Below are 17520 nucleotides of genomic sequence, written 5' to 3'. Positions count from 1 at the left end.
CGAGAGGCACCCCCCTCGGCCGAGCCCCCCGCAAGGGCCCCGTACCTTTGAGGTTGTGTACCGGTTCCTGCTGACGCCCCGCTGGTGGGGGATCAACGTCTTCGTGCTGTTGGCCATCCCCTTCTGCATCTTCATGGGGTCATGGCAGTTGAGCCGCTTCGAGGACCGGGTCCAGGACCACCGTGACGCGGGCGAGCAGGCCACGGCGGCCAAGACGGATCCGGCCAGGCCGCTGGCCGAGCTGCTGCCCGTGGACAAGAAGACGTCAGGCAAGCAGACCACGGCGACGGGCCGGTACGGGAAGCAGTTGCTCGTGCCGGACAGAGAGCTGGACGACAAGCGCGGCTTCTACGTTCTGACGTTGCTGCGCACCGACGACGGCAGGGCCCTGCCGGTGGTCCGGGGCTGGCTCCCCGGAGCCGCGGACCCCGCGAAGGCCCCGGCCGCTCCGGCCGGTGAGGTCACCGTGGCCGGCGCGCTGCAGGCGTCGGAGACACCCGGGTCGAACGGCGTGCCCGCGGCCGGTGGTCTCCCCGCCGGCCAGACCGGCGCGATCAGCTCGGCGGCGCTGGTGAACCTCGTGCCGTACGACGTGTACGACGCGTGGGTCACGCTCGCCAAGGCCGACCCGGGATTGAAGGCGGTGCCCGCGGCGGCTCCGGCGGACACGGGCCTGGACCTGAAGGCGTTCCAGAACCTGGGCTACACCGGCGAGTGGTTCGTCTTCGCGGGCTTCGTGGTCTTCATGTGGTTCCGGCTGGTGCGACGCGAGGTGGAGTTCGCGCAGGACGCGGAGCTGGGCCTCGTCGAAGACGATCGTGAAGGCAGCACGAACCAGACCTCAAGGTCTCTGGAACCGGCCGAGGAACCGGCCAGCACCCCAGTCCCGTAGGACCCGCCCAGCGCCCTGGTCACTCAGGGATCGGCGGCGCCCAGTCCCGTAGGACCCGGCCGGCACCACCCCGGTCCCTCAGGACGTCAGGACGTCAGGTTCTCAGGACCCGGCCGCCAGTACCCCGGTCCGGTAGACCGTCCCGGCGCAGGCGTTGGGGACCGTCGTGGAGACCGTCGGGGCGCCGCCCTCCGCCGTGTAGGACACGACGACGCTTCCGTCGGCGACGCCGTCCGCCTTCATGAGCTGCGTGCTCTCACCGCTGGTGCCCTCCGATGCCGTACCACCGCTGTCGCCGCTTGTGTCCGTGGGCGTCGGGTCGGGCGTGGGCTCTCCGCCGCCGGGGCCGCCGGTGGTGGGGCAGGTGCTCGACGGCACCCAGGCGAACGCGACCTCGTACGCCGAGCCCGGCTCGAGCACCAGCGCGGCGGCGTACTTCGACGGGTCGGCCAGTCCGGCCGCCGCGTCACCCGTCGTGTGGAGGGCCGTACCGATCGCGGACTGGCTCGTCGCACCCTGTCCGGTCAGGGCGACGGAGCCGCTGCCGGAGACCGTACAGCCGGCGGCGGAGACGTTGGCGACCCGGAACGAGCCGTAGACCGCGCCGCCCGCGTCGGCCGAGCCGATGTTCGCGGAGGCGCCGCCGAGTTGCAGGGCCGTACAGGCGGGCACGTTGGCGGCGGAGGCCGACGGCTGCATGGTGCCGCCGCCGCTGGTCCCCTCGTTCTTGCCGGGCTTGTCCTTCTTGTCGTCATCGTCGTGATCCCTGGACGTGCTCGAGGCGCCGCCCGAGGTGCCCCCCGCGCCGGCCGCCTTGCCCTCGTTCGCGCCACCCTGGGTCTGCGAGCTGTTGCCGATCATGGACGGGTCGGCGTTGGGGCCGGTCGAGTTCGAGACGTGGACCAGGGCCGGGACGGCCGTGCCGATGAAGAGCGCGGCGGCCGCCATGCCGACCAGGGCCTGACGTTTGCGTGCCCGCCTGGCCGGTACCGCACGCCGCAGATGGTCCAGCGTGCCGTCGGTCGGCTCGATCTCCTCCACGGCCTGGTGCAGGAGCCGCCGCAGAGCCAGTTCGTCGGACCCGAGCGCCCCCAGACCGAGAAGCTCGGTAACGGGATCGTCGCCACCCGAACCTTCGCCACCGGGACCTTCGCCACCGGGACCGTTGAGACCAGGACCATTGAGACCAGGACCGTTGGTACCGGAACCCTTGGCACCGGGACCGTTGCCACCGAACCCGCCCGAGCCCCCCGACTCCGGCGCCGCGGCCTCCGTATCCGAGACCCTCGTATCCAAGGCCCTCGTATCCGATGTATCCGACGAATCCGAGACCCCGGTGTCCAAGGCCTCCGTCTCCGAGAAGTCCGACTCTTCCGGGCCCGGGTTCTCCGAGGGGCCGTGATTCACAATTCCGTTCCCAGCGTGCTGGTCATGCTCGTGGTGGTCATGCTCGTGGTCGTCGCTGTCACCGCGACCGTACTCGTCGTGGCGTGTCCACTCGTCATAGCCGCTCATGCCGACGCCTCCATGGCGACACGCAGCGCCGCGATCCCGCGCGAGCCGTACGCCTTAACCGAACCCAGCGAGATGCTGAGCGTCTCGGCGACCTGCGCCTCGGTCATGTCCGCGAAGTACCGAAGGACGAGGACCTCGCGCTGGCGCCTCTGGAGGCCCTTCATCGCCTTGATCAGGGCGTCGCGCTCCAGCTGGTCGTACGCGCCCTCCTCCGCGCTCGCCATGTCGGGCATCGGCTTGGAGAGGAGCTTCAGGCCGAGGATGCGCCGACGCAGGGCTGAACGCGAGAGGTTCACGACGGTCTGGCGCAGATAGGCGAGCGTCTTCTCCGGGTCACGCACGCGCTTGCGCGCCGAGTGCACCCGGATGAACGCCTCCTGGACGACGTCCTCGCAGGAGGCGGTGTCGTCGAGGAGGAGCGCCGCGAGGCCGAGGAGCGACCTGTAGTGGGCGCGGTAGGTCTCGGTGAGATGGTCGACGGTGGTGCCGGCCGCCAGGGCTTCGTCAGCGCCCTCGCGCTGGTTGGATATGCGGGTCGGCCGCGCTGCGGGCATGGGGGCGATCACCGGCATGCCGCCGCCGGACGCGCCGGACATGCGGGGTCGGCGGGGCGGACGCAGGGCCGTGCCGCGCGTCGCCACAGTGAATTCGAGTACCTCAGCCACGCCAGTTGGACACGTCTCACCCCGTTGGGGTTGTACGCGACAGGCATCACATTTGCGTCAGGCTGCGCGTCTGACCGTGCGTTAAATGCCCTCATACGTAACAGCTCTTCCCCTATGCCCCAATTAAACGCAGCGTTCGGACGCCCACGAAGGGCGTCCGCAAAGACGCTCCCCGCCCTCCGCGCGGTTGCGGAGAACGGGGAGGAAAAATCGTCGACCGCCAGAGGCCTCGATTCAAGTGGTCCGGACCATTATCCGACCATGAAAGTCACACGGATCCTACAAACCCTTCAACGTTCCGCCAGAAAATTTCCGGCCGGGAGTCACCCGCGGCTCACACCCGCCCAGTTGGGCGACTCACGCCCCACCCAACCCGGCGACTCACACTCCACCCAGCTCGGCCGCCACCAGTTCCGCGATCTGCGCCGTGTTCAGCGCGGCGCCCTTGCGCAGGTTGTCCCCGCACACGAACAGCTCCAGCGCCGTCGGGTCGTCGAGCGCCCGTCGCACCCGCCCCACCCACGTGGGATCCGTACCCACCACGTCGACCGGCGTCGGGAACTCCCCCGCCGCCGGATTGTCGAAGAGCACGACGCCCGGCGCCGTGGCGAGGATCTCGCGCGCCCGGTCCACCGTCACCTCGGCCTGGAAGCGGGCGTGGACGGTCAGCGAGTGCGTGGTGACGACGGGCACGCGTACGCATGTGACGGCGACGAGCAGTTTCGGCAGCCCGAGGATCTTGCGGGACTCGTCCCGCACCTTCATCTCCTCCGAGGACCAGCCGTCCTCCCGCACCGTCCCGGCCCATGGCACCACGTTGAGCGCCACCGGCTCCGGGAAAGGACCGGTGTTGTCCCCCACCGCCCTGCGTACGTCACCGGGGGTCGTCCCCAGTTCCGTACCCGCGACGAGCGACAGCTGCTGGCGCAGGGTGTCGACGCCGCGGCGGCCGGCACCGCTCACCGCCTGGTACGAGGAGACCACCAGCTCGCGCAGACCGAACTCGGCGTGCAGCGCGCCCAGGGCCACGATCATGGACAGGGTGGTGCAGTTGGGGTTCGCGATGATGCCGCGCGGCCGCACACGGGCGGCGTGCGGATTGACCTCCGGCACCACCAGCGGCACCTCGGGGTCCATCCGGAAGGCGCCGGAGTTGTCGACCACGATCGCGCCCTTGGCCGCGGCCAGCGGCGCCCAGCGCTCGGCGACCTCGTCGGGTACGTCGAACATGGCGACGTCGACCCCGTCGAAGGCCTCCTCCGTCAGGGCCACCACCTCGACCTGCTCGCCGCGCACGGCCAGCTTGCGGCCGGCCGAGCGCGGGGAGGCGATCAGGCGGATCTCGCCCCAGATGTCCGCGTGCTGGGACAGGATCTGGAGCATCACCGTGCCGACGGCGCCGGTCGCACCCACGACCGCGAGCGTCGGCCCCTTCGACCCGGGCCGCACGGACCCACGTCGCATGGACCCGGGTCGCACGGTCCCGGGTCCCTCGGTCTTGGCCATCAGCGGCCGGTGCCTCCGTAAACGACGGCCTCGTCGCTGTCGGAGTCGAGCCCGAAGGCGCTGTGCACGGCGCGCACGGCTTCGTTGACGTCGTCCTGGCGGGTCACGACCGAGATGCGGATCTCGGAGGTCGAGATCAGCTCGATGTTGACGCCCGCGTCGGACAGCGCCTGGAAGAACGAGGCGGTGACGCCCGGGTTGGTCTTCATCCCCGCGCCGACCAGGGAGATCTTGCCGATCTGGTCGTCGTAGCGCAGCGAGTCGAAGCCGATCGCGTCCTTCGCCCGCTTCAGGGCGTCGATGGCCTTGTGGCCCTCGGCCTTGGGGAGGGTGAAGGAGATGTCGGTGAGACCCGTCGAGGCCGCCGACACGTTCTGCACGATCATGTCGATGTTGATCTCGGCGTCCGCGATGGCGCGGAAGATCACCGCGGCCTCGCCCGGCTTGTCCGGGACGCCGACGACCGTGATCTTGGCTTCGGAGATGTCGTGCGCGACTCCGGAGATGATGGCGTGCTCCACCTGCGCGTCCCCTTGCGGATTCTCGTTGCTGACCCAGGTGCCCGGCAGTCCGGAGAAGGACGAGCGGACGTGGATCGGGATGTTGTATCGGCGTGCGTACTCGACGCAGCGGTGCAGCAGCACCTTGGAGCCGGAGGCGGCGAGCTCCAGCATGTCCTCGGAGGAGATCCAGTCGATCTTCCGGGCCTTCTTCACCACCCGCGGGTCGGCGGTGAACACACCGTCGACGTCCGTGTAGATCTCGCAGACCTCGGCGTCGAGGGCGGCGGCGAGGGCGACGGCCGTGGTGTCGGACCCGCCGCGCCCCAGCGTGGTGATGTCCTTCTTGTCCTGGCTGACGCCCTGGAACCCGGCGACGATCGCGATGTTGCCCTCGTCGAGCGCCGTCCTGATACGGCCCGGCGTGACATCGATGATCCGCGCTTTGTTGTGGACCGAGTCGGTGATCACGCCTGCCTGGCTGCCGGTGAAGCTCTGGGCCTCGTGGCCCAGGTTTTTGATCGCCATCGCCAGCAGGGCCATGGAGATCCGCTCTCCGGCGGTCAGCAGCATGTCGAACTCACGCCCGGCAGGGATCGGGGATACCTGCTCGGCGAGATCGATCAGCTCATCCGTCGTGTCACCCATCGCCGACACCACGACAACGACCTGATGGCCGTTCTTCTTGGCGTCGACGATCCGCTTGGCGACACGCTTGATGCCCTCGGCATCTGCTACGGAGGAGCCTCCGTACTTCTGCACGACAAGGCCCACGTGCGCTCCTCGCTCAGTCCGTCTCGTACCGCACGACTGCGGTCGGCTCAGTCTATCGAGCGGCCGAATACCACCCCGGCGATATCGCATCGTGAGATGTCCCGCTCACAAGTTGATCACCCGGGTGCGTCCGACTTCCGTCGTCCGATCGGTCGGCGTGCATCGTCCGATCAGTCGGCGTCCGCCGTCCGACCGTCCGGCTTCCGGTCGTCCGGCTTCCGGTCGTCCGGCTTCCGGTCGTCCGATCGGTCGGCTTCCGTCGGCCGGCCCTCCGGCCGCTCCAGGACCGCATCTGCCCTGTCCGCCCGCACCTCACTCGGAAAGTGCGCCTCGTCACACCCACAGCCGACCCCTTGAATTTCAAGCACTAGGGTTTCCGCTTGTGCGCGTACTCCTGGTGGAAGACGACGAGCCGGTGGCCCAGTCACTCCGGCGCGGACTGGTGCGTTACGGCTTCGAGGTGGCGTGGGTCGCCACGGGCGGTGACGCCCTGGCCCACGAGGCCCCGTACGACGTCGTCCTGCTCGACCTCGGGCTGCCCGACGCGGACGGTCTCGACATCTGCAAGACGCTGCGCGGGCGCGGCGACGTACCGATCATCGTGATCAGCGCGCGCATCGACGAGACGGACCGTGTGGTCGGCCTCGAACTCGGCGCCGACGACTACGTCACGAAGCCCTTCGGTGTGCGTGAGGTCATCGCGCGGATAAGGGCGGTGATGCGGCGCGCCCAGCCGCGTGCGTCCCCCGGGTCCGCGGGGAGCGGCCCCGACCGGTACGGGGCCCGGCTGACCGTCGACCGCAAGGCGGCCCGCGTACGGCTGGACGGCGAGGAGGTCGCACTCGCGCCCAAGGAGTACGACCTGCTGGCCTTCCTCACCGAGGAGCCGGGCGCGCTGATGTCGCGCGAGCAGATCATGGAAGCGGTGTGGGACGCGAACTGGTTCGGCCCGACGAAGACGCTGGACGTGCATGTGGCGGCGCTGCGGCGGAAGCTCGCGGGCGTGATCACGATCGAGGCGGTGCGTGGGGTCGGCTTCCGCCTGGAGATCGACAAGCACGGCGGCGAGAACAGCGACAAGAGCGACCGCGGCAAAGGTGACGGCTCGTCATGATTCGCCAGCTCATCCTCAGTTACATCCTGCTCGTCGCCATCGCCATCGCGCTGTTCACCGTCCCGGTGGCCTTCACGCTCACCGCCCAGCTGCGCGGGGACACCGAGCTGTCCGTCCTCCGCGAGGCCAGGACCACGGCCCTGCTGCTGGGCAACGGCAACTCCGCCTCCTGCCAGGCACTGGACGAGATGGCCAGGGCGTACCGCGAGCAGACGCCCGGCGAGGTCCAGGTGACCACCACCGGCGACCGGAGCTGCGCGCCGAGACTGCCCCGGCCGACGCGGGACGCGGCCCTGGCCAAGGCCCTGAACAACGGGGAGTCCACGACCGACTGGGGCTCGGACCTCATCTGGGGACGGCACCTGGTGGTCACCGTCCCCGCCCGGCAGGCCACGGCGGACAGCGCGGGCGAGAGCGAGAGCACGGGCCAGGGCACGGTCGTGGGTGCGGCCCGGATCGTGTACTCGACCAAGACGCTCACCTCCCGGCTGTGGACCATCTGGGGCTTCCGGGCCGGTCTCGCCGTGGCCGTCCTGGCCGCGGCGGCCGGTCTCGGCGCCCTCGTGGCCCGGCACCTCACCCGACCCCTGCACCAGCTCAACGACATGGCGACCCGTTTCAGCAACGGTGACCTGACCGCGCGCTCGCCGGTGACGGGCCCGCACGAGACGCAGCAGCTGGCCCGCACGCTCAACTCGGCCGGCGAACGCCTCGACAGCCTGGTCGCCGCCCAGCGGATCTTCGTCGCCGACGCCTCCCACCAACTGCGTACGCCGCTGACGGCGTTGCGGCTCTCCCTGGACAACATCGCGGACGGGGTCGACGACGAGTTCGTACGGGAGGACGTGGAGCAGGCGACGTCCGAGGTGGTCCGGATGAGCCGTCTGGTGAACGGTCTGCTGGTGCTCGCGCGGGCGGAGGCGAAGGTGTCCGCGGCCGAACCGCTTCCACTGCTCGACGTGATCAAGGAGCGCTTCTCGGTGTGGAGACCGGCCGCCGACGAGCGAGGAGTCACCATCGCTCTAGGGGGAGTTATCGGCGGCCGGCCGCTTGTGCTGGCCAGCCCCGGTCATCTCGACCAAGTGCTGGACAACGTCCTGTCGAATGCTCTGGAGGTCTCACCGGACGGCGGAACGATCACCGTGAAGGTGTCGTCCCACCCGGACGAGGTCGTGCTGTCGGTGCTGGACCAGGGGCCGGGCATGTCCGACGCGGAGAAGTCCCGCGCGTTCGACCGCTTCTGGCGCGGCCAGGGCCTGACCGGCCGGTCCGGCTCGGGACTCGGCCTCGCCATCGTCAAGCAGCTCGTCACGGACGACGGCGGTGCGGTGGCGCTGCGGGACGCCCCTGGTGGAGGGCTGTGCGTCCGGTTCAGCTTGCGGCGGGCAGCACCGAGGAGTGGTGGTTGACGATCAGCCACTTGCCGCCGCGCTTCTCGTACTCGTACGTGTAGCGGGCCTCGACGTCCCTCTTCACACCGGTCGTCGGGTCGGTGAGGTGGAAGACGTACAGCCCGGCGTCGAGCGCCGAGTCGTTGTCCAGGATGTTGATGACGGACTTGATCTTCTCGCCCTTGGGCTTGTTCAGCAGGAAGTGGTCGAAGTAGTCGACGATCCCGGCGCGGTCCGTACGGATGATGGGGGACGCGGTGGGAAGGAGTACGGCGTCCTTGGCGTACCGGTCGGCGACCTTCTCCGAGTCCCCGGTCTGCAGGGCCTTGTTCCAGCCGTCGAACAGCGCAGCGATCTGCTTCTTGGTCGGCTTCGCGGCCTGGCTCACCGCGGGCTTCGCCCTGTGCTCCGGAGCGGCCTGGCTGACACCGGCGGTGACGGCTCCGGCGACGACGAGGGCGGCCGTGACGATCGCTGCGCGGGTCCGTATGTGACGCTGCATCTCAACTCCTGTGCGGTGGGCTGGACTTGCTCCCCGGGGGGAGTGATCCAACCCTCTCGACACACGAGTAAAGCTCTGGCCAGTACATGTCCAGTACACAGCCAAGGTTCGTACAAATCAGCTAAAGCCACAGGTGACAGGCGGGTTTCAGCGGCTTGCGTTCTCCTGACGGACATGTTCCGGACGTGCTGGGCACTGAGGCGTGGCTTTCGGATGCCTCAGTCCACGAACTCCTTGAGCTCCTCGGTCTCCAGGGTGAGGCCGACCGGGGTCGGGATCTTGACGGATGCCCCGAAAGGCTCCTTCACCTGACGGCGGTAACGGCCGTCCTCCGGATCCGTGAAGACGGTGACCGAGCAGTCGTCGCGGTCGACAAGGAGGTATACGGGGATGCCTGCGGCCGCGTAGCCGTCGGGCTTCTCGATGCGGTCCCGCCGGTCGGTGTCGGCATCGAATGATGTGACTTCGACAGCCATGAGTACTCCCGGGGCGTCCGACCACTCCCCATGCCCTTTCGGGAAGCCGAAGGGCGCCAGAACACCGTCAGGGCGAGCGCGCCCCTTGCGATAGCGCTCGACCTTCATCCCGCGCTCCCCGTACAGCCACAACTCGGGACGGTGCTGCATGCACAGCCTCTGCAGCCACGCGATGATCTGGTCGTGGTTGCCATCGGTCACCGGCTTGACCTGGACCTTCCCCCTGATGAACTCCAACCGCACGTTCTCTGGCGCACGGCTGGCCAGCTCCTCGAACTCCTCGACGGACATCTGGGGCCGGTCTGCGGTCATGGGGGTCATGGCGTCGCCTCCTTGACTCCATGGTGCCCCGACCGGCACGTCCTGCACGCTCATACGCCGCCGCCCTCTCTCGATGGCCCGCAGATCTGCCCGTGCCCGCTCCCGACCCTCACGGCTTCCAGCGCCTCGGCGGGAGGCCGTTCGCGATGCGGTCCCGGTTGTCGCGGTAGTGGTAGTAGACGCGGTCGTCGATGGGCACGGGGCGGAACGTGTCGGGCACGGGTCCGCCCGTACGCCGCTCCAGCTTCAGCTTGAGGAGACGGGCGGTCGCCGTGCCCATGTGGGCGATCTCCTCGAAGCCCTTCTTGACGTCCTCCGGCGTCATCCCCAGCTCCGCCTCCTCCGCGTGGCAGTCCTCGCACACGCCCCGGATGATCTTCGCCGTCCGCTCGTCGGCGTCGCAGGTGGCGCACGCCATGATCACGCGGGTCACCTTGGCGCGGAGGGGACGACCGGGGCCGGTCTCGGCGGTGTCGTTCTTCTGCGGGGGCATCTTGTTCTCCAATCGTTTGCGGGCGAACCCGCCCGGGTTCGCGACGGCGGGCGGCAGCCCGTCGGTCAGTGCGCGGGTCAATTCGGCCGGGGTGACGCCTCGTGACAGCCACTCGGCGGCGAGGGGTTCAAGGGCCCGGCAATCCGCTTCCGACAGGGGCATACGGGGTTCTACGACGCGGAGTCGGGCGAGTGCGCGGTACGCGGCGCTGGGCTCGGGGGCCGCGTCCACCGGTTGGGCTTGCCGCACCTGTTCGGCCGCTTCGGCTTGCTGGGCCTGTCCGGCCCGTTCGGCCGCTTCGGCTGCTTCGGCTGCTTCGGCTTCTGGGGACGGTTGCGGGGCCGGAGCGGGGGTCTCGGTGCGGGCCAGGCCCGGCTGGTGGTTCTGCGTTACGTCCCTGCCGTGGCGCTCTCGCGCGAACTCCGTCCACCACTCCACCGACCTGGGCGTACGCGACCAGTACGTCCGCGTCACCCACCGCATCGAGTTGTCCTCGACGGTGATGTGTTCCTTGATCCAGCGCAGGTGGCCGACTTCGGTGAGGCTCCTGAGGGACGTACGGGACGCCTGCTGGCCGTATCGGGGGTGCTCCGCCGCGATCACCTTGTGGCCCATGGCGTGGCCGTCGTCGAGGTGGTCGATGAAGACGGCGAACTCGGCGTCTCGGGGGCACAGATGCGCGAAGTCCGCGTCCACGTGCGGAGGTTCGTCACCCACAGCGCGCTTTCCGTAACCCGTTTTGGCCATGGGGTGGGTGGGACGCGGCAGGGCGGGACTAGGCTGGGCGTAAGCCACGGTCGAACTCTCGATTCGATGCGTAGGTCCAGGCCCCGGAGCCGGTGTTGGCGCACCGACCGGGGCCGATCTATTGCCGCGAACCTAGAGTGACTTCACGTTCTGAAGCAAGCCGATCACGGATCGTCACTCTTACGAGTTACGCGCGCTCAACTCACGTACAGACTTGGTTGGTTGGTTAGCTCCCGCCATCAAAAACCAAAACCCAGAACCCATGGGAAGAGCTCGGGTCCCGGGGCTCAAGCTCCGGGCCGAACTGCGGACATGAAGGCGGACCAGGCGTGGGCCCTCACCTCCAACTCCGGGCTGGCGGCGGCCAGTTTGGTGTCGCGTATGTGGGTGGTGGTGGGGGTGAGGGCGACTTCGACGCAGTCGGAACCTTCGGAGTCGCTGTAGCTGGACTTGAACCACTTCAGCTGCTCGCTCACAGGTCCCCCAACATCCGCTCGACAAAGGCTTCCGACTCGGCAGGGCTGAGAGCCACCGCACGGATCATGCTAAGCCGCTCGGTGTGCTTCCAAACCACTTCTGGGTCAGAGGTGAACTGGCTCACCGACTGCCCCTCCGACAGCGCGTAGCGCTCACGCTCAGAGGTCTCCATCAGCACCATCGGCCCCATGAGAGCAGCCGGAATGGCCCGTACGAAGGGCAGCACCTGGATCGTCACGTTGCTGCGGCACCCCACGGCCAGCAGACGGTCCAGCTGATCCTTGTCGACCAACGGGCCACGCAGCGCCGCTTCGTACAGTACGAAGCTCAGCGCCACAGGCGGCCTACGCGTGAGCAGTTCCTGACGCTCCATCCGCGCCGTGACTCGCTCCTCAACCGTCTCCTCCTCCAGCGGAGGGCAGTGGTTGCCGATGAGCGCCCGCGCATACGGCTCCGTCTGCAACAGCCCCGAGATCAACGCCGCTTCGTACGACCAGCGACTGATCGCCTGCTGCTCGAACAGCATGAAGTCCTGGGCCCGAGCCGGGAATTTCTCCCTCTTGAGATAGTCCTTGGCCGCGCTCAGCATCCCGTCCGCGTCACACATCTCGTCCGCCACATCGAGGACGCGCGGCGTCGGCGCACGTACGCCCTGCTCCATGGCCTTGATGGTGTCCGGCGAGTAGTTGGAGGCGGCGGCCAGCTCCTCGCGGGTCACGTTCGCCTTGGTGCGCCAGCGTTTCAACTGGTTGCCGCTGTAGCGCCAGTTGATCGGCGCAGGCGAAGCGGAGTTGTACTGGACCGACACAGCGACCACCTCCGACCGATACACCCCGGCGTGTATCCCCTCGGTCACTACCGAGCGTAGCCTCGCAACCGCCACTGTGTGACCATGACGAACGCAATCCCCCACTACCGCCCCGAGTGGGTCCCCCTCGCCGGTCACCAACTCCGCGTCTCCGGCATCCACTTCGACGCGGTCCGCATCCAGGGCGTACGCGGGGAAGAGGTCGCGGCCGACCTCATCGAGGCGGCCGACGGCGACGCGGGACCCGTCGTCTGCGAGGCGGTCGGGTTCCGGTGGATGTACTTCCTGCTGGCGCCGGGTGCGGCGAGGGCCTGCGAGTGGCCTTTGGGGGTGCAGCGGTTCGGCGGGGCCGGGAGTCGGAGCCGCACGGTCACGTACATCGGGATTCCGGCGCTGGACGGGAACACCTGGCCGTTGCAGTGGTACAGCGAACCGACCCCGACCACTCCGTACGTGGACCCGGTTCGCCTGCACGCGGCGCTCGACCAGAGCGTCGCTACGTAAGAGCGGCCTCGACTTCCGTCAGAGCGGGGCTACTTGACCTCTCGCAGGCCCAGTGGGCCCGCGATCTCCTCTGCCATCACCCTGCCGGCCGCCTCCGCGAGGGCGTCCTCGCTGAGGTCCTGGTCGGTGTCCAGGCCGTCCAGTTCCTCCAGGGGCTGGTTCAGGCGGACGTGGGCGACCAGGGACTGCAACGCCCTCAGCGTCGCCGACGCCGTCGAGCCCCAGTTGGAGAAGTACGAGAACTGCCACCACCACAGGGCCTCCGTCGTACGGCCCGCGCGGTAGTGGGCCATGCCGTGGCGGAGGTCGGTGATGACGTCGGCCAGGTCGTCGGAGATACGGGCCGGGACCGGGGGCTTGCGGGGCTCGTACGGGTCGAAGACCTCGGAGTAGACGTCGACCGGGTCGAGCATCACCGCGAAGCGCTCGCGGAGTTCGTCGACGTCCGGCTCGGGGCCCAGGTCGGGCTCGTAGCGCTCGTCGGGGACGATGTCCTCGTGCGCGCCCAGGCGACCACCCGCCAGCAGGAGCTGGGAGACCTCCAGGAGGAGGAAGGGGATCGCCGAGTCCGGCTCGTCGCCCTTGGCGACCTCTGTGACCGCGACGAGGAAGCTCTCCACCTGGTCCGCGATCTGGACCGCGAAGTCGTCGGGGTCCTGCCCCGTCGCGTGCAGCGTGGCGTCAGACATCTAGAAGCCGACCTTCCTCAAGGACTCGACAAGAACGCCGATACGCGCACCTACAGGGGCTTCGGCCCGTGCATGTCGCGTGCCTCGTACGTCTCGTGCATCTCGTGCGTCTACTACTCGTTCAGACATCCAGCAGCCGCCTTCCCTCGAAGGCGCGCCCCAGAGTGACCTCGTCCGCGTACTCGAGGTCACCGCCCACCGGCAGCCCGCTGGCGAGGCGGGTGACCCTGAGGCCCATGGGCTTGATCATGCGGGCGAGGTACGTGGCCGTGGCCTCGCCCTCCAGGTTCGGGTCCGTGGCCAGGATGAGCTCCGTGACCGTGCCGTCCGCCAGGCGCGCGAGCAGTTCCCTTATACGCAGGTCGTCGGGGCCCACGCCCTCGATCGGGCTGATCGCGCCGCCCAGGACGTGGTACTTGCCCCGGAACTCACGAGTGCGTTCGATGGCTACGACGTCCTTCGGCTCCTCGACCACACAGATCACCGTGAGGTCTCGGCGCGGGTCGCGGCAGATGTTGCACAGCTCCTCCTGCGCCACGTTCCCGCAGGTGGCGCAGAAGCGGACCTTCGCCTTGACCTCCATCAGGCACTGCGCGAGACGGCGTACGTCCGTCGGCTCGGCCTGGAGGATGTGGAAGGCGATCCGCTGCGCGCTCTTGGGACCGACGCCGGGCAGCCGCCCCAGTTCGTCGATGAGGTCCTGGACCACGCCTTCGTACACGGATTGCCTTCCTGTTCCTGCTCGTTGTGCTGCTCGTCCTACTGCTCGTTCGCTGCTCGCTCAGTACGTACCGTAGTCGTGCTCGCTCTCTTGGTACGTACGGTAGTTGGCGGTCGGCCGTCTTAGAAGGGACCGCCGGGTTGACTTAGAACGGCAGGCCGGGGATGCCGCCGCCGCCCAGCCCCTGGGTCAGCGGGCCGAGCTTCTGCTGCTGGAGGGTCTGGGCGTTCTCGTTCGCCGCCTGGACCGCCGCGACGATCAGGTCGGCGAGGGTCTCGGTGTCCTCGGGGTCCACCGCCTTGGGGTCGATGACCAGGCCGCGCAGTTCGCCGGAACCCGTCACCGTCGCCTTCACCAGGCCGCCGCCCGCCTGGCCGTCGACCTCCGTCCGCGCCAGCTCCTCCTGCGCGTTCGCGAGGTCCTGCTGCATCTTCTGGGCCTGCTGGAGCAGCTGCTGCATGTTGGGCTGGCCACCACCGGGAATCACGATCAGCTCCTGGTTCGTACGGCTGTCAATACGACTGTCAATACGGCTGTCAACGCGCCTGTGAGTACGGCTGCGAGTACGGCTGTCCGGCGGGGTTTCCCGCCTTGGCATGAGCCTACGTGGTCTGTCCGCCCGTCGCTCCAGCACTCTTTCGAGTGAGGCGGCAGCTTGGCCTATACCTGATCAAGACCCACGTCCGAGCGGAAAACCCCCGAAACCGGGGCCATCGCCACCCATTGGGAGGTAGTAAGGGTGCGGCGCTTCAGCACCTTGCGCCACATTACCGTCACGCAACGTCACACAACGTCGCGATTAGGGAGCGTCGGGTGAGCCAGCCGGACATGCAGCCCGAGGGGTCGGCCCAGGACGGGGACGGTCGGGGTGATGGTGCGGGGAGGGCCGGTGGCCTGAGGCCGGGGGAGATCGGGCCCGGTGGGCCCGGGGGTCCCGGTGGTTCCAGCAGTCCCGGTGGTCCCGGCGGTTCCGGCGGTTCCGGCGGTTCCGGGCGGAGTGGGCCGGGGCGGGGCATTCCCGGCCGTGGCGCGTTCGGGCCCGGCAGTCCCAGGCCCCGTGATCTCTCGGGGCGGGCCTTCCCGCTCGGGGACTGGGGGGAGCCGGCCGAGCGGCTTCACGAGCTGTACCGGTGGGTGGAGGCGGGGGCGCTGACCACCGTGTCCTGGTATCTCGCCGACCGGATGTGGAAGCGGCGGGGGGCTCGGGCGCTGCGGGCGGGGGCCGCGGGGGGTGCTTTTGCCGGGGCCGCGTTGCCTCTGCTCGATGTCACGGGGGTGGTGGGCGGGGGTGCCGTCTTCGGATATCTGGGGATGCTGGTCGCGGTCGCGTGTGTGGCGGGGGACCGTTTTTTCGGGGTGACCTCCGGGTGGATAAGGGATGTGGCCACTGCCCAGGCCGTGCAGCGTCGGTTGCAGGTGCTTCAGTTCGAGTGGGCGTCCGAGTGTGTGCGGGAGGTTCTCGGGCCTACCGAGGGGACGGCGGGGGAGGCGGCGGAGCGGTGTCTCGGGGTGCTTCGGCGGTTCTCGGAGGACATGACGGAGTTGGTGCGGGTGGAGACCGCGGACTGGATGGTGGAGTTTCGGACGGGGGCGGGGCCGCTGGGGATCCAGGCGGGGGTGGGTGGGGGTGCGCGGGTGGACTCGGCTCCGCCGGGGCGGCCGCCGTTGCCGCCGGCTCGCCCGAACATGCCGCGGCAGCGACCGCCTGAGCCGAGATAGGGGTTTCTTTTTCGCCCCCCGCCGCCCCTACCCATTCCCGTCCTTGCCTCGGGGGCTCCGCCCCCGAACCCCCGCTCCTCAAACGCCGGAGAGGCTGAAATTCAGCCTCTCCGGCGTTTGAGGACGTCCTACACCTGCGGCAACGGGAACGCCACCGGACCCCGCAACCCCGCTCGGTTTACCGCCCTCACCCCGAAGAAGACGTTGTCCTTGGACAAGTCCACCTCGTGGGATGTCACCTCTCCGACCGGGATCACGTGGGTCCACTCGGGCGCCGTGGTCTCGCGCCACACCACCTCGTAGCCGGAGAGGTCCGGCTCGGAGCCGCGCTTCCACGTCAGCTCCGTCGCGTTCGTGAGCGCCGCCGTCAGGATCCTCGTGTCGCGCGGCGCGGCCGGGGCCTGTGCCAGGGTCCAGAGCGCGGCCGCGTTGACCCGGGCGACCCGGGCCGTGAAAGCGAAGTCGCAGAACTCCGGCAGGTCCCCGTACTGCTTGCCGCCCTCGACCCGCACGTCCTGGTGCTGATGGGCGTAGTCCTCGGCGGGCTCGGTGAAACGGGCCGCCGCGTAGCCCTGTTCGAGGAAGGGGATGTGGTCACCGCCCCGGCGGTAGCGGTCCCGGCGGTAGACGACACGTACGTGCATCCCCGTCGCCGAGTTGTCCCCGGTGTCGCGCACGAAGCGCGCCAACTGCCGTGACGGGGAGTCGTTCTCGCCGCCCACCGAACGGCGCGTCGCCGCCTCCTCCGGGGTCTCCGACGTGGGCACGCCCTCCGCGAAGAGCCGGATCGTGTACGGGTCCTTCGTGCCGTCGTCCGCCGTCGAGGCGCCCACGATGTCGTTCGTGAACATGGCCTGCACGTCCGTGCCCGCCGCCTTGAACCGCGAGGCCATGTGCGCGGCCCCGTACAGCCCCTGCTCCTCCCCCGCCACCGCCGCGAACACGATCGTCGACGCCGGGCGGCGCTTCGCCATCACCCTCGCCAGCTCCATCGCCACGGCCACGCCGGAAGCGTCGTCGTCCGCGCCCGGGGCGTCCGAGGTCGCGTCCATGACGTCGGTGACACGGGAGTCGTAGTGGCCCGAGACGACGTACACGCGGTCCGGGGTGACCGAGCCGCGCAGGGTCGCCACCACGTTCGTGATGCGGGTGGCGGTGGGGATGCGGGGCGCGGGGTCTTGGACGTACGACTGGAGTTCGGCCGTCATCCGGCCGCCGGACGCGGCGGCGTACGAGCGCATCTCCGCGAGGATCCAGTCGCGGGCCGCGCCGATGCCGCGGTCCGGGTCGTCCTGGGTGGAGAGGGTGTGCCGGGTGCCGAAGGAGACGAGTTTGCGGACCGTCGCCTCGATGCGGTCGGGGTCGATCTCCCGTAGCAGGGCGCGCAGTTCGGGGGAGGGGGGCTGCGCGGTGGCCGGCGGGCGCGGGCCCGGCCGTTCGGCCTCGGCCGCCGTCGCGGGCCTCGCGGGCGTGTCCACCAGCTCGGCCGTCGGCATGGCCGGAGCGGACGCCGCGGGCGCCGCGGACGGCCCCACCGTGACGGCTCCGGCAGCCGCCGTCGCGGCCAGGACGGTTCTTCTGCTGGGGCTTCCGCTGGGGCCTATGGGCGGGGTGGGGGTGGTGGGGGTGGGGGTGGGTGACATGGATCCATGGTTGTGCGCGTGTCCGGCCCACACAAGGGTCCCTGTCGGCACCCCCTCCCCCAC

18 protein-coding genes are annotated in these 17520 nt (G+C 69.3%); 5 read left to right on the top strand and 13 right to left on the bottom strand.

The features are described 5' to 3' along the window. Nucleotides 1–55 precede the first annotated feature (55 nt). Nucleotides 56–892, top strand: coding sequence for an SURF1 family protein (locus OHA11_RS25505; RefSeq protein ID WP_266500035.1), 837 nt, complete (start codon nucleotides 56–58; stop codon nucleotides 890–892). A 102-nt stretch (nucleotides 893–994) separates the two neighbouring features. Here OHA11_RS25505 and OHA11_RS25500 read toward each other — a convergent pair whose 3' ends face one another. The 4 genes from OHA11_RS25500 to OHA11_RS25485 all read right to left on the bottom strand — a co-directional run bounded on the left by OHA11_RS25500 (nucleotide 995) and on the right by OHA11_RS25485 (nucleotide 5852). After that, on the bottom strand, nucleotides 995–2188 hold the full coding sequence (locus tag OHA11_RS25500) for a hypothetical protein (protein WP_266500034.1): 1194 nt from the start codon (nucleotides 2186–2188) through the stop codon (nucleotides 995–997). Between the two features lie 215 nt (nucleotides 2189–2403). Then, nucleotides 2404–3072: a SigE family RNA polymerase sigma factor gene (locus OHA11_RS25495; protein ID WP_266500031.1), complete on the bottom strand. Its 669-nt coding sequence runs from the start codon at nucleotides 3070–3072 to the stop codon at nucleotides 2404–2406. Nucleotides 3073–3453: 381 nt separating this feature from the next. After that, nucleotides 3454–4536: an aspartate-semialdehyde dehydrogenase gene (locus OHA11_RS25490; RefSeq protein WP_266500029.1), complete on the bottom strand. Its 1083-nt coding sequence runs from the start codon at nucleotides 4534–4536 to the stop codon at nucleotides 3454–3456. Nucleotides 4537–4577: 41 nt separating this feature from the next. After that, nucleotides 4578–5852 carry an aspartate kinase gene (locus tag OHA11_RS25485; RefSeq protein ID WP_266500028.1) on the bottom strand — a complete coding sequence of 425 codons (1275 nt, stop codon included), beginning with the start codon at nucleotides 5850–5852 and terminating at the stop codon, nucleotides 4578–4580. A 382-nt stretch (nucleotides 5853–6234) separates the two neighbouring features. Between OHA11_RS25485 and OHA11_RS25480 the strand changes: the two genes are divergently transcribed. Next, a complete protein-coding gene (locus tag OHA11_RS25480) occupies nucleotides 6235–6966 on the top strand; it encodes a response regulator transcription factor (protein WP_266500026.1) in 732 nt (243 codons plus the stop codon). Next, nucleotides 6963–8375 carry a HAMP domain-containing sensor histidine kinase gene (locus OHA11_RS25475; RefSeq protein WP_266500023.1) on the top strand — a complete coding sequence of 471 codons (1413 nt, stop codon included), beginning with the start codon at nucleotides 6963–6965 and terminating at the stop codon, nucleotides 8373–8375. Before OHA11_RS25480 ends, OHA11_RS25475 begins: the two co-directional genes overlap by 4 nt. Here OHA11_RS25475 and OHA11_RS25470 read toward each other — a convergent pair. The 5 genes from OHA11_RS25470 to OHA11_RS25450 all read right to left on the bottom strand — a co-directional run bounded on the left by OHA11_RS25470 (nucleotide 8338) and on the right by OHA11_RS25450 (nucleotide 12181). Continuing rightward, nucleotides 8338–8859, bottom strand: a complete 522-nt coding sequence (locus OHA11_RS25470) for an SgcJ/EcaC family oxidoreductase (protein ID WP_266500021.1) — start codon at nucleotides 8857–8859, stop codon at nucleotides 8338–8340. The genes OHA11_RS25475 and OHA11_RS25470 overlap by 38 nt on opposite strands. 218 nt (nucleotides 8860–9077) lie before the next feature. After that, nucleotides 9078–9656 (bottom strand): Uma2 family endonuclease, encoded by a 579-nt coding sequence (locus OHA11_RS25465; RefSeq protein WP_266500020.1) that lies wholly within the window; start codon nucleotides 9654–9656, stop codon nucleotides 9078–9080. A gap of 109 nt (nucleotides 9657–9765) precedes the next feature. Next, a complete protein-coding gene (locus OHA11_RS25460; RefSeq protein ID WP_323186643.1) occupies nucleotides 9766–10866 on the bottom strand; it encodes a hypothetical protein in 1101 nt (366 codons plus the stop codon). A 317-nt stretch (nucleotides 10867–11183) separates the two neighbouring features. After that, nucleotides 11184–11372, bottom strand: a complete 189-nt coding sequence (locus OHA11_RS25455) for a DUF397 domain-containing protein (RefSeq protein ID WP_266500015.1) — start codon at nucleotides 11370–11372, stop codon at nucleotides 11184–11186. After that, nucleotides 11369–12181, bottom strand: coding sequence for a helix-turn-helix transcriptional regulator (locus OHA11_RS25450; protein WP_266500013.1), 813 nt, complete (start codon nucleotides 12179–12181; stop codon nucleotides 11369–11371). Before OHA11_RS25450 ends, OHA11_RS25455 begins: the two co-directional genes overlap by 4 nt. 78 nt (nucleotides 12182–12259) lie before the next feature. Here OHA11_RS25450 and OHA11_RS25445 point away from each other — a divergent pair, with 78 nt between their 5' ends. Beyond that, on the top strand, nucleotides 12260–12685 hold the full coding sequence (locus tag OHA11_RS25445; protein ID WP_266500010.1) for a hypothetical protein: 426 nt from the start codon (nucleotides 12260–12262) through the stop codon (nucleotides 12683–12685). A gap of 29 nt (nucleotides 12686–12714) precedes the next feature. Here OHA11_RS25445 and OHA11_RS25440 read toward each other — a convergent pair whose 3' ends face one another. The 3 genes from OHA11_RS25440 to OHA11_RS25430 form a co-directional block, all read right to left on the bottom strand. Continuing rightward, on the bottom strand, nucleotides 12715–13374 hold the full coding sequence (locus OHA11_RS25440) for a DUF5063 domain-containing protein (RefSeq protein WP_266500009.1): 660 nt from the start codon (nucleotides 13372–13374) through the stop codon (nucleotides 12715–12717). Nucleotides 13375–13495: 121 nt separating this feature from the next. After that, complete coding sequence (gene recR, locus OHA11_RS25435; RefSeq protein ID WP_055613476.1) at nucleotides 13496–14095, bottom strand: recombination mediator RecR; 600 nt, start codon at nucleotides 14093–14095, stop codon at nucleotides 13496–13498. Nucleotides 14096–14240: 145 nt separating this feature from the next. Then, entirely contained in the window at nucleotides 14241–14582 is a 342-nt protein-coding gene (locus OHA11_RS25430) for a YbaB/EbfC family nucleoid-associated protein (protein ID WP_266500003.1), read from the bottom strand. A gap of 527 nt (nucleotides 14583–15109) precedes the next feature. On the opposite strand from OHA11_RS25430, the gene OHA11_RS25425 reads away from it, so the two are divergent. Then, the gene (locus tag OHA11_RS25425; protein WP_266507451.1) at nucleotides 15110–15814 is read left to right on the top strand and encodes an SLATT domain-containing protein; all 705 of its coding nucleotides are present in this window, start codon (nucleotides 15110–15112) and stop codon (nucleotides 15812–15814) included. A gap of 128 nt (nucleotides 15815–15942) precedes the next feature. On the opposite strand, the gene OHA11_RS25420 is transcribed toward OHA11_RS25425, so the two are convergent. Then, nucleotides 15943–17457, bottom strand: coding sequence for a M20/M25/M40 family metallo-hydrolase (locus tag OHA11_RS25420; RefSeq protein WP_266500001.1), 1515 nt, complete (start codon nucleotides 17455–17457; stop codon nucleotides 15943–15945). Between the last annotated feature and the right edge of the window lie 63 nt (nucleotides 17458–17520).

It is taken from the genome of Streptomyces sp. NBC_00878, from assembly GCF_026341515.1.
Lineage (GTDB): Bacteria > Actinomycetota > Actinomycetes > Streptomycetales > Streptomycetaceae > Streptomyces.
This window is presented reverse-complemented; position numbering and strand designations above follow the sequence as displayed.

Coding starts and splice junctions, on each gene's coding strand:
- OHA11_RS25490 (WP_266500029.1), bottom strand. CDS start 4,536: ATGCGACGTGGGTCCGTGCGGCCCGGGTCGAAGGGGCCGACGCTCGCG.
- OHA11_RS25475 (WP_266500023.1), top strand. CDS start 6,963: ATGATTCGCCAGCTCATCCTCAGTTACATCCTGCTCGTCGCCATCGCC.
- OHA11_RS25420 (WP_266500001.1), bottom strand. CDS start 17,457: ATGTCACCCACCCCCACCCCCACCACCCCCACCCCGCCCATAGGCCCC.
- OHA11_RS25440 (WP_266500009.1), bottom strand. CDS start 13,374: ATGTCTGACGCCACGCTGCACGCGACGGGGCAGGACCCCGACGACTTC.
- OHA11_RS25465 (WP_266500020.1), bottom strand. CDS start 9,656: ATGACCCCCATGACCGCAGACCGGCCCCAGATGTCCGTCGAGGAGTTC.
- OHA11_RS25470 (WP_266500021.1), bottom strand. CDS start 8,859: ATGCAGCGTCACATACGGACCCGCGCAGCGATCGTCACGGCCGCCCTC.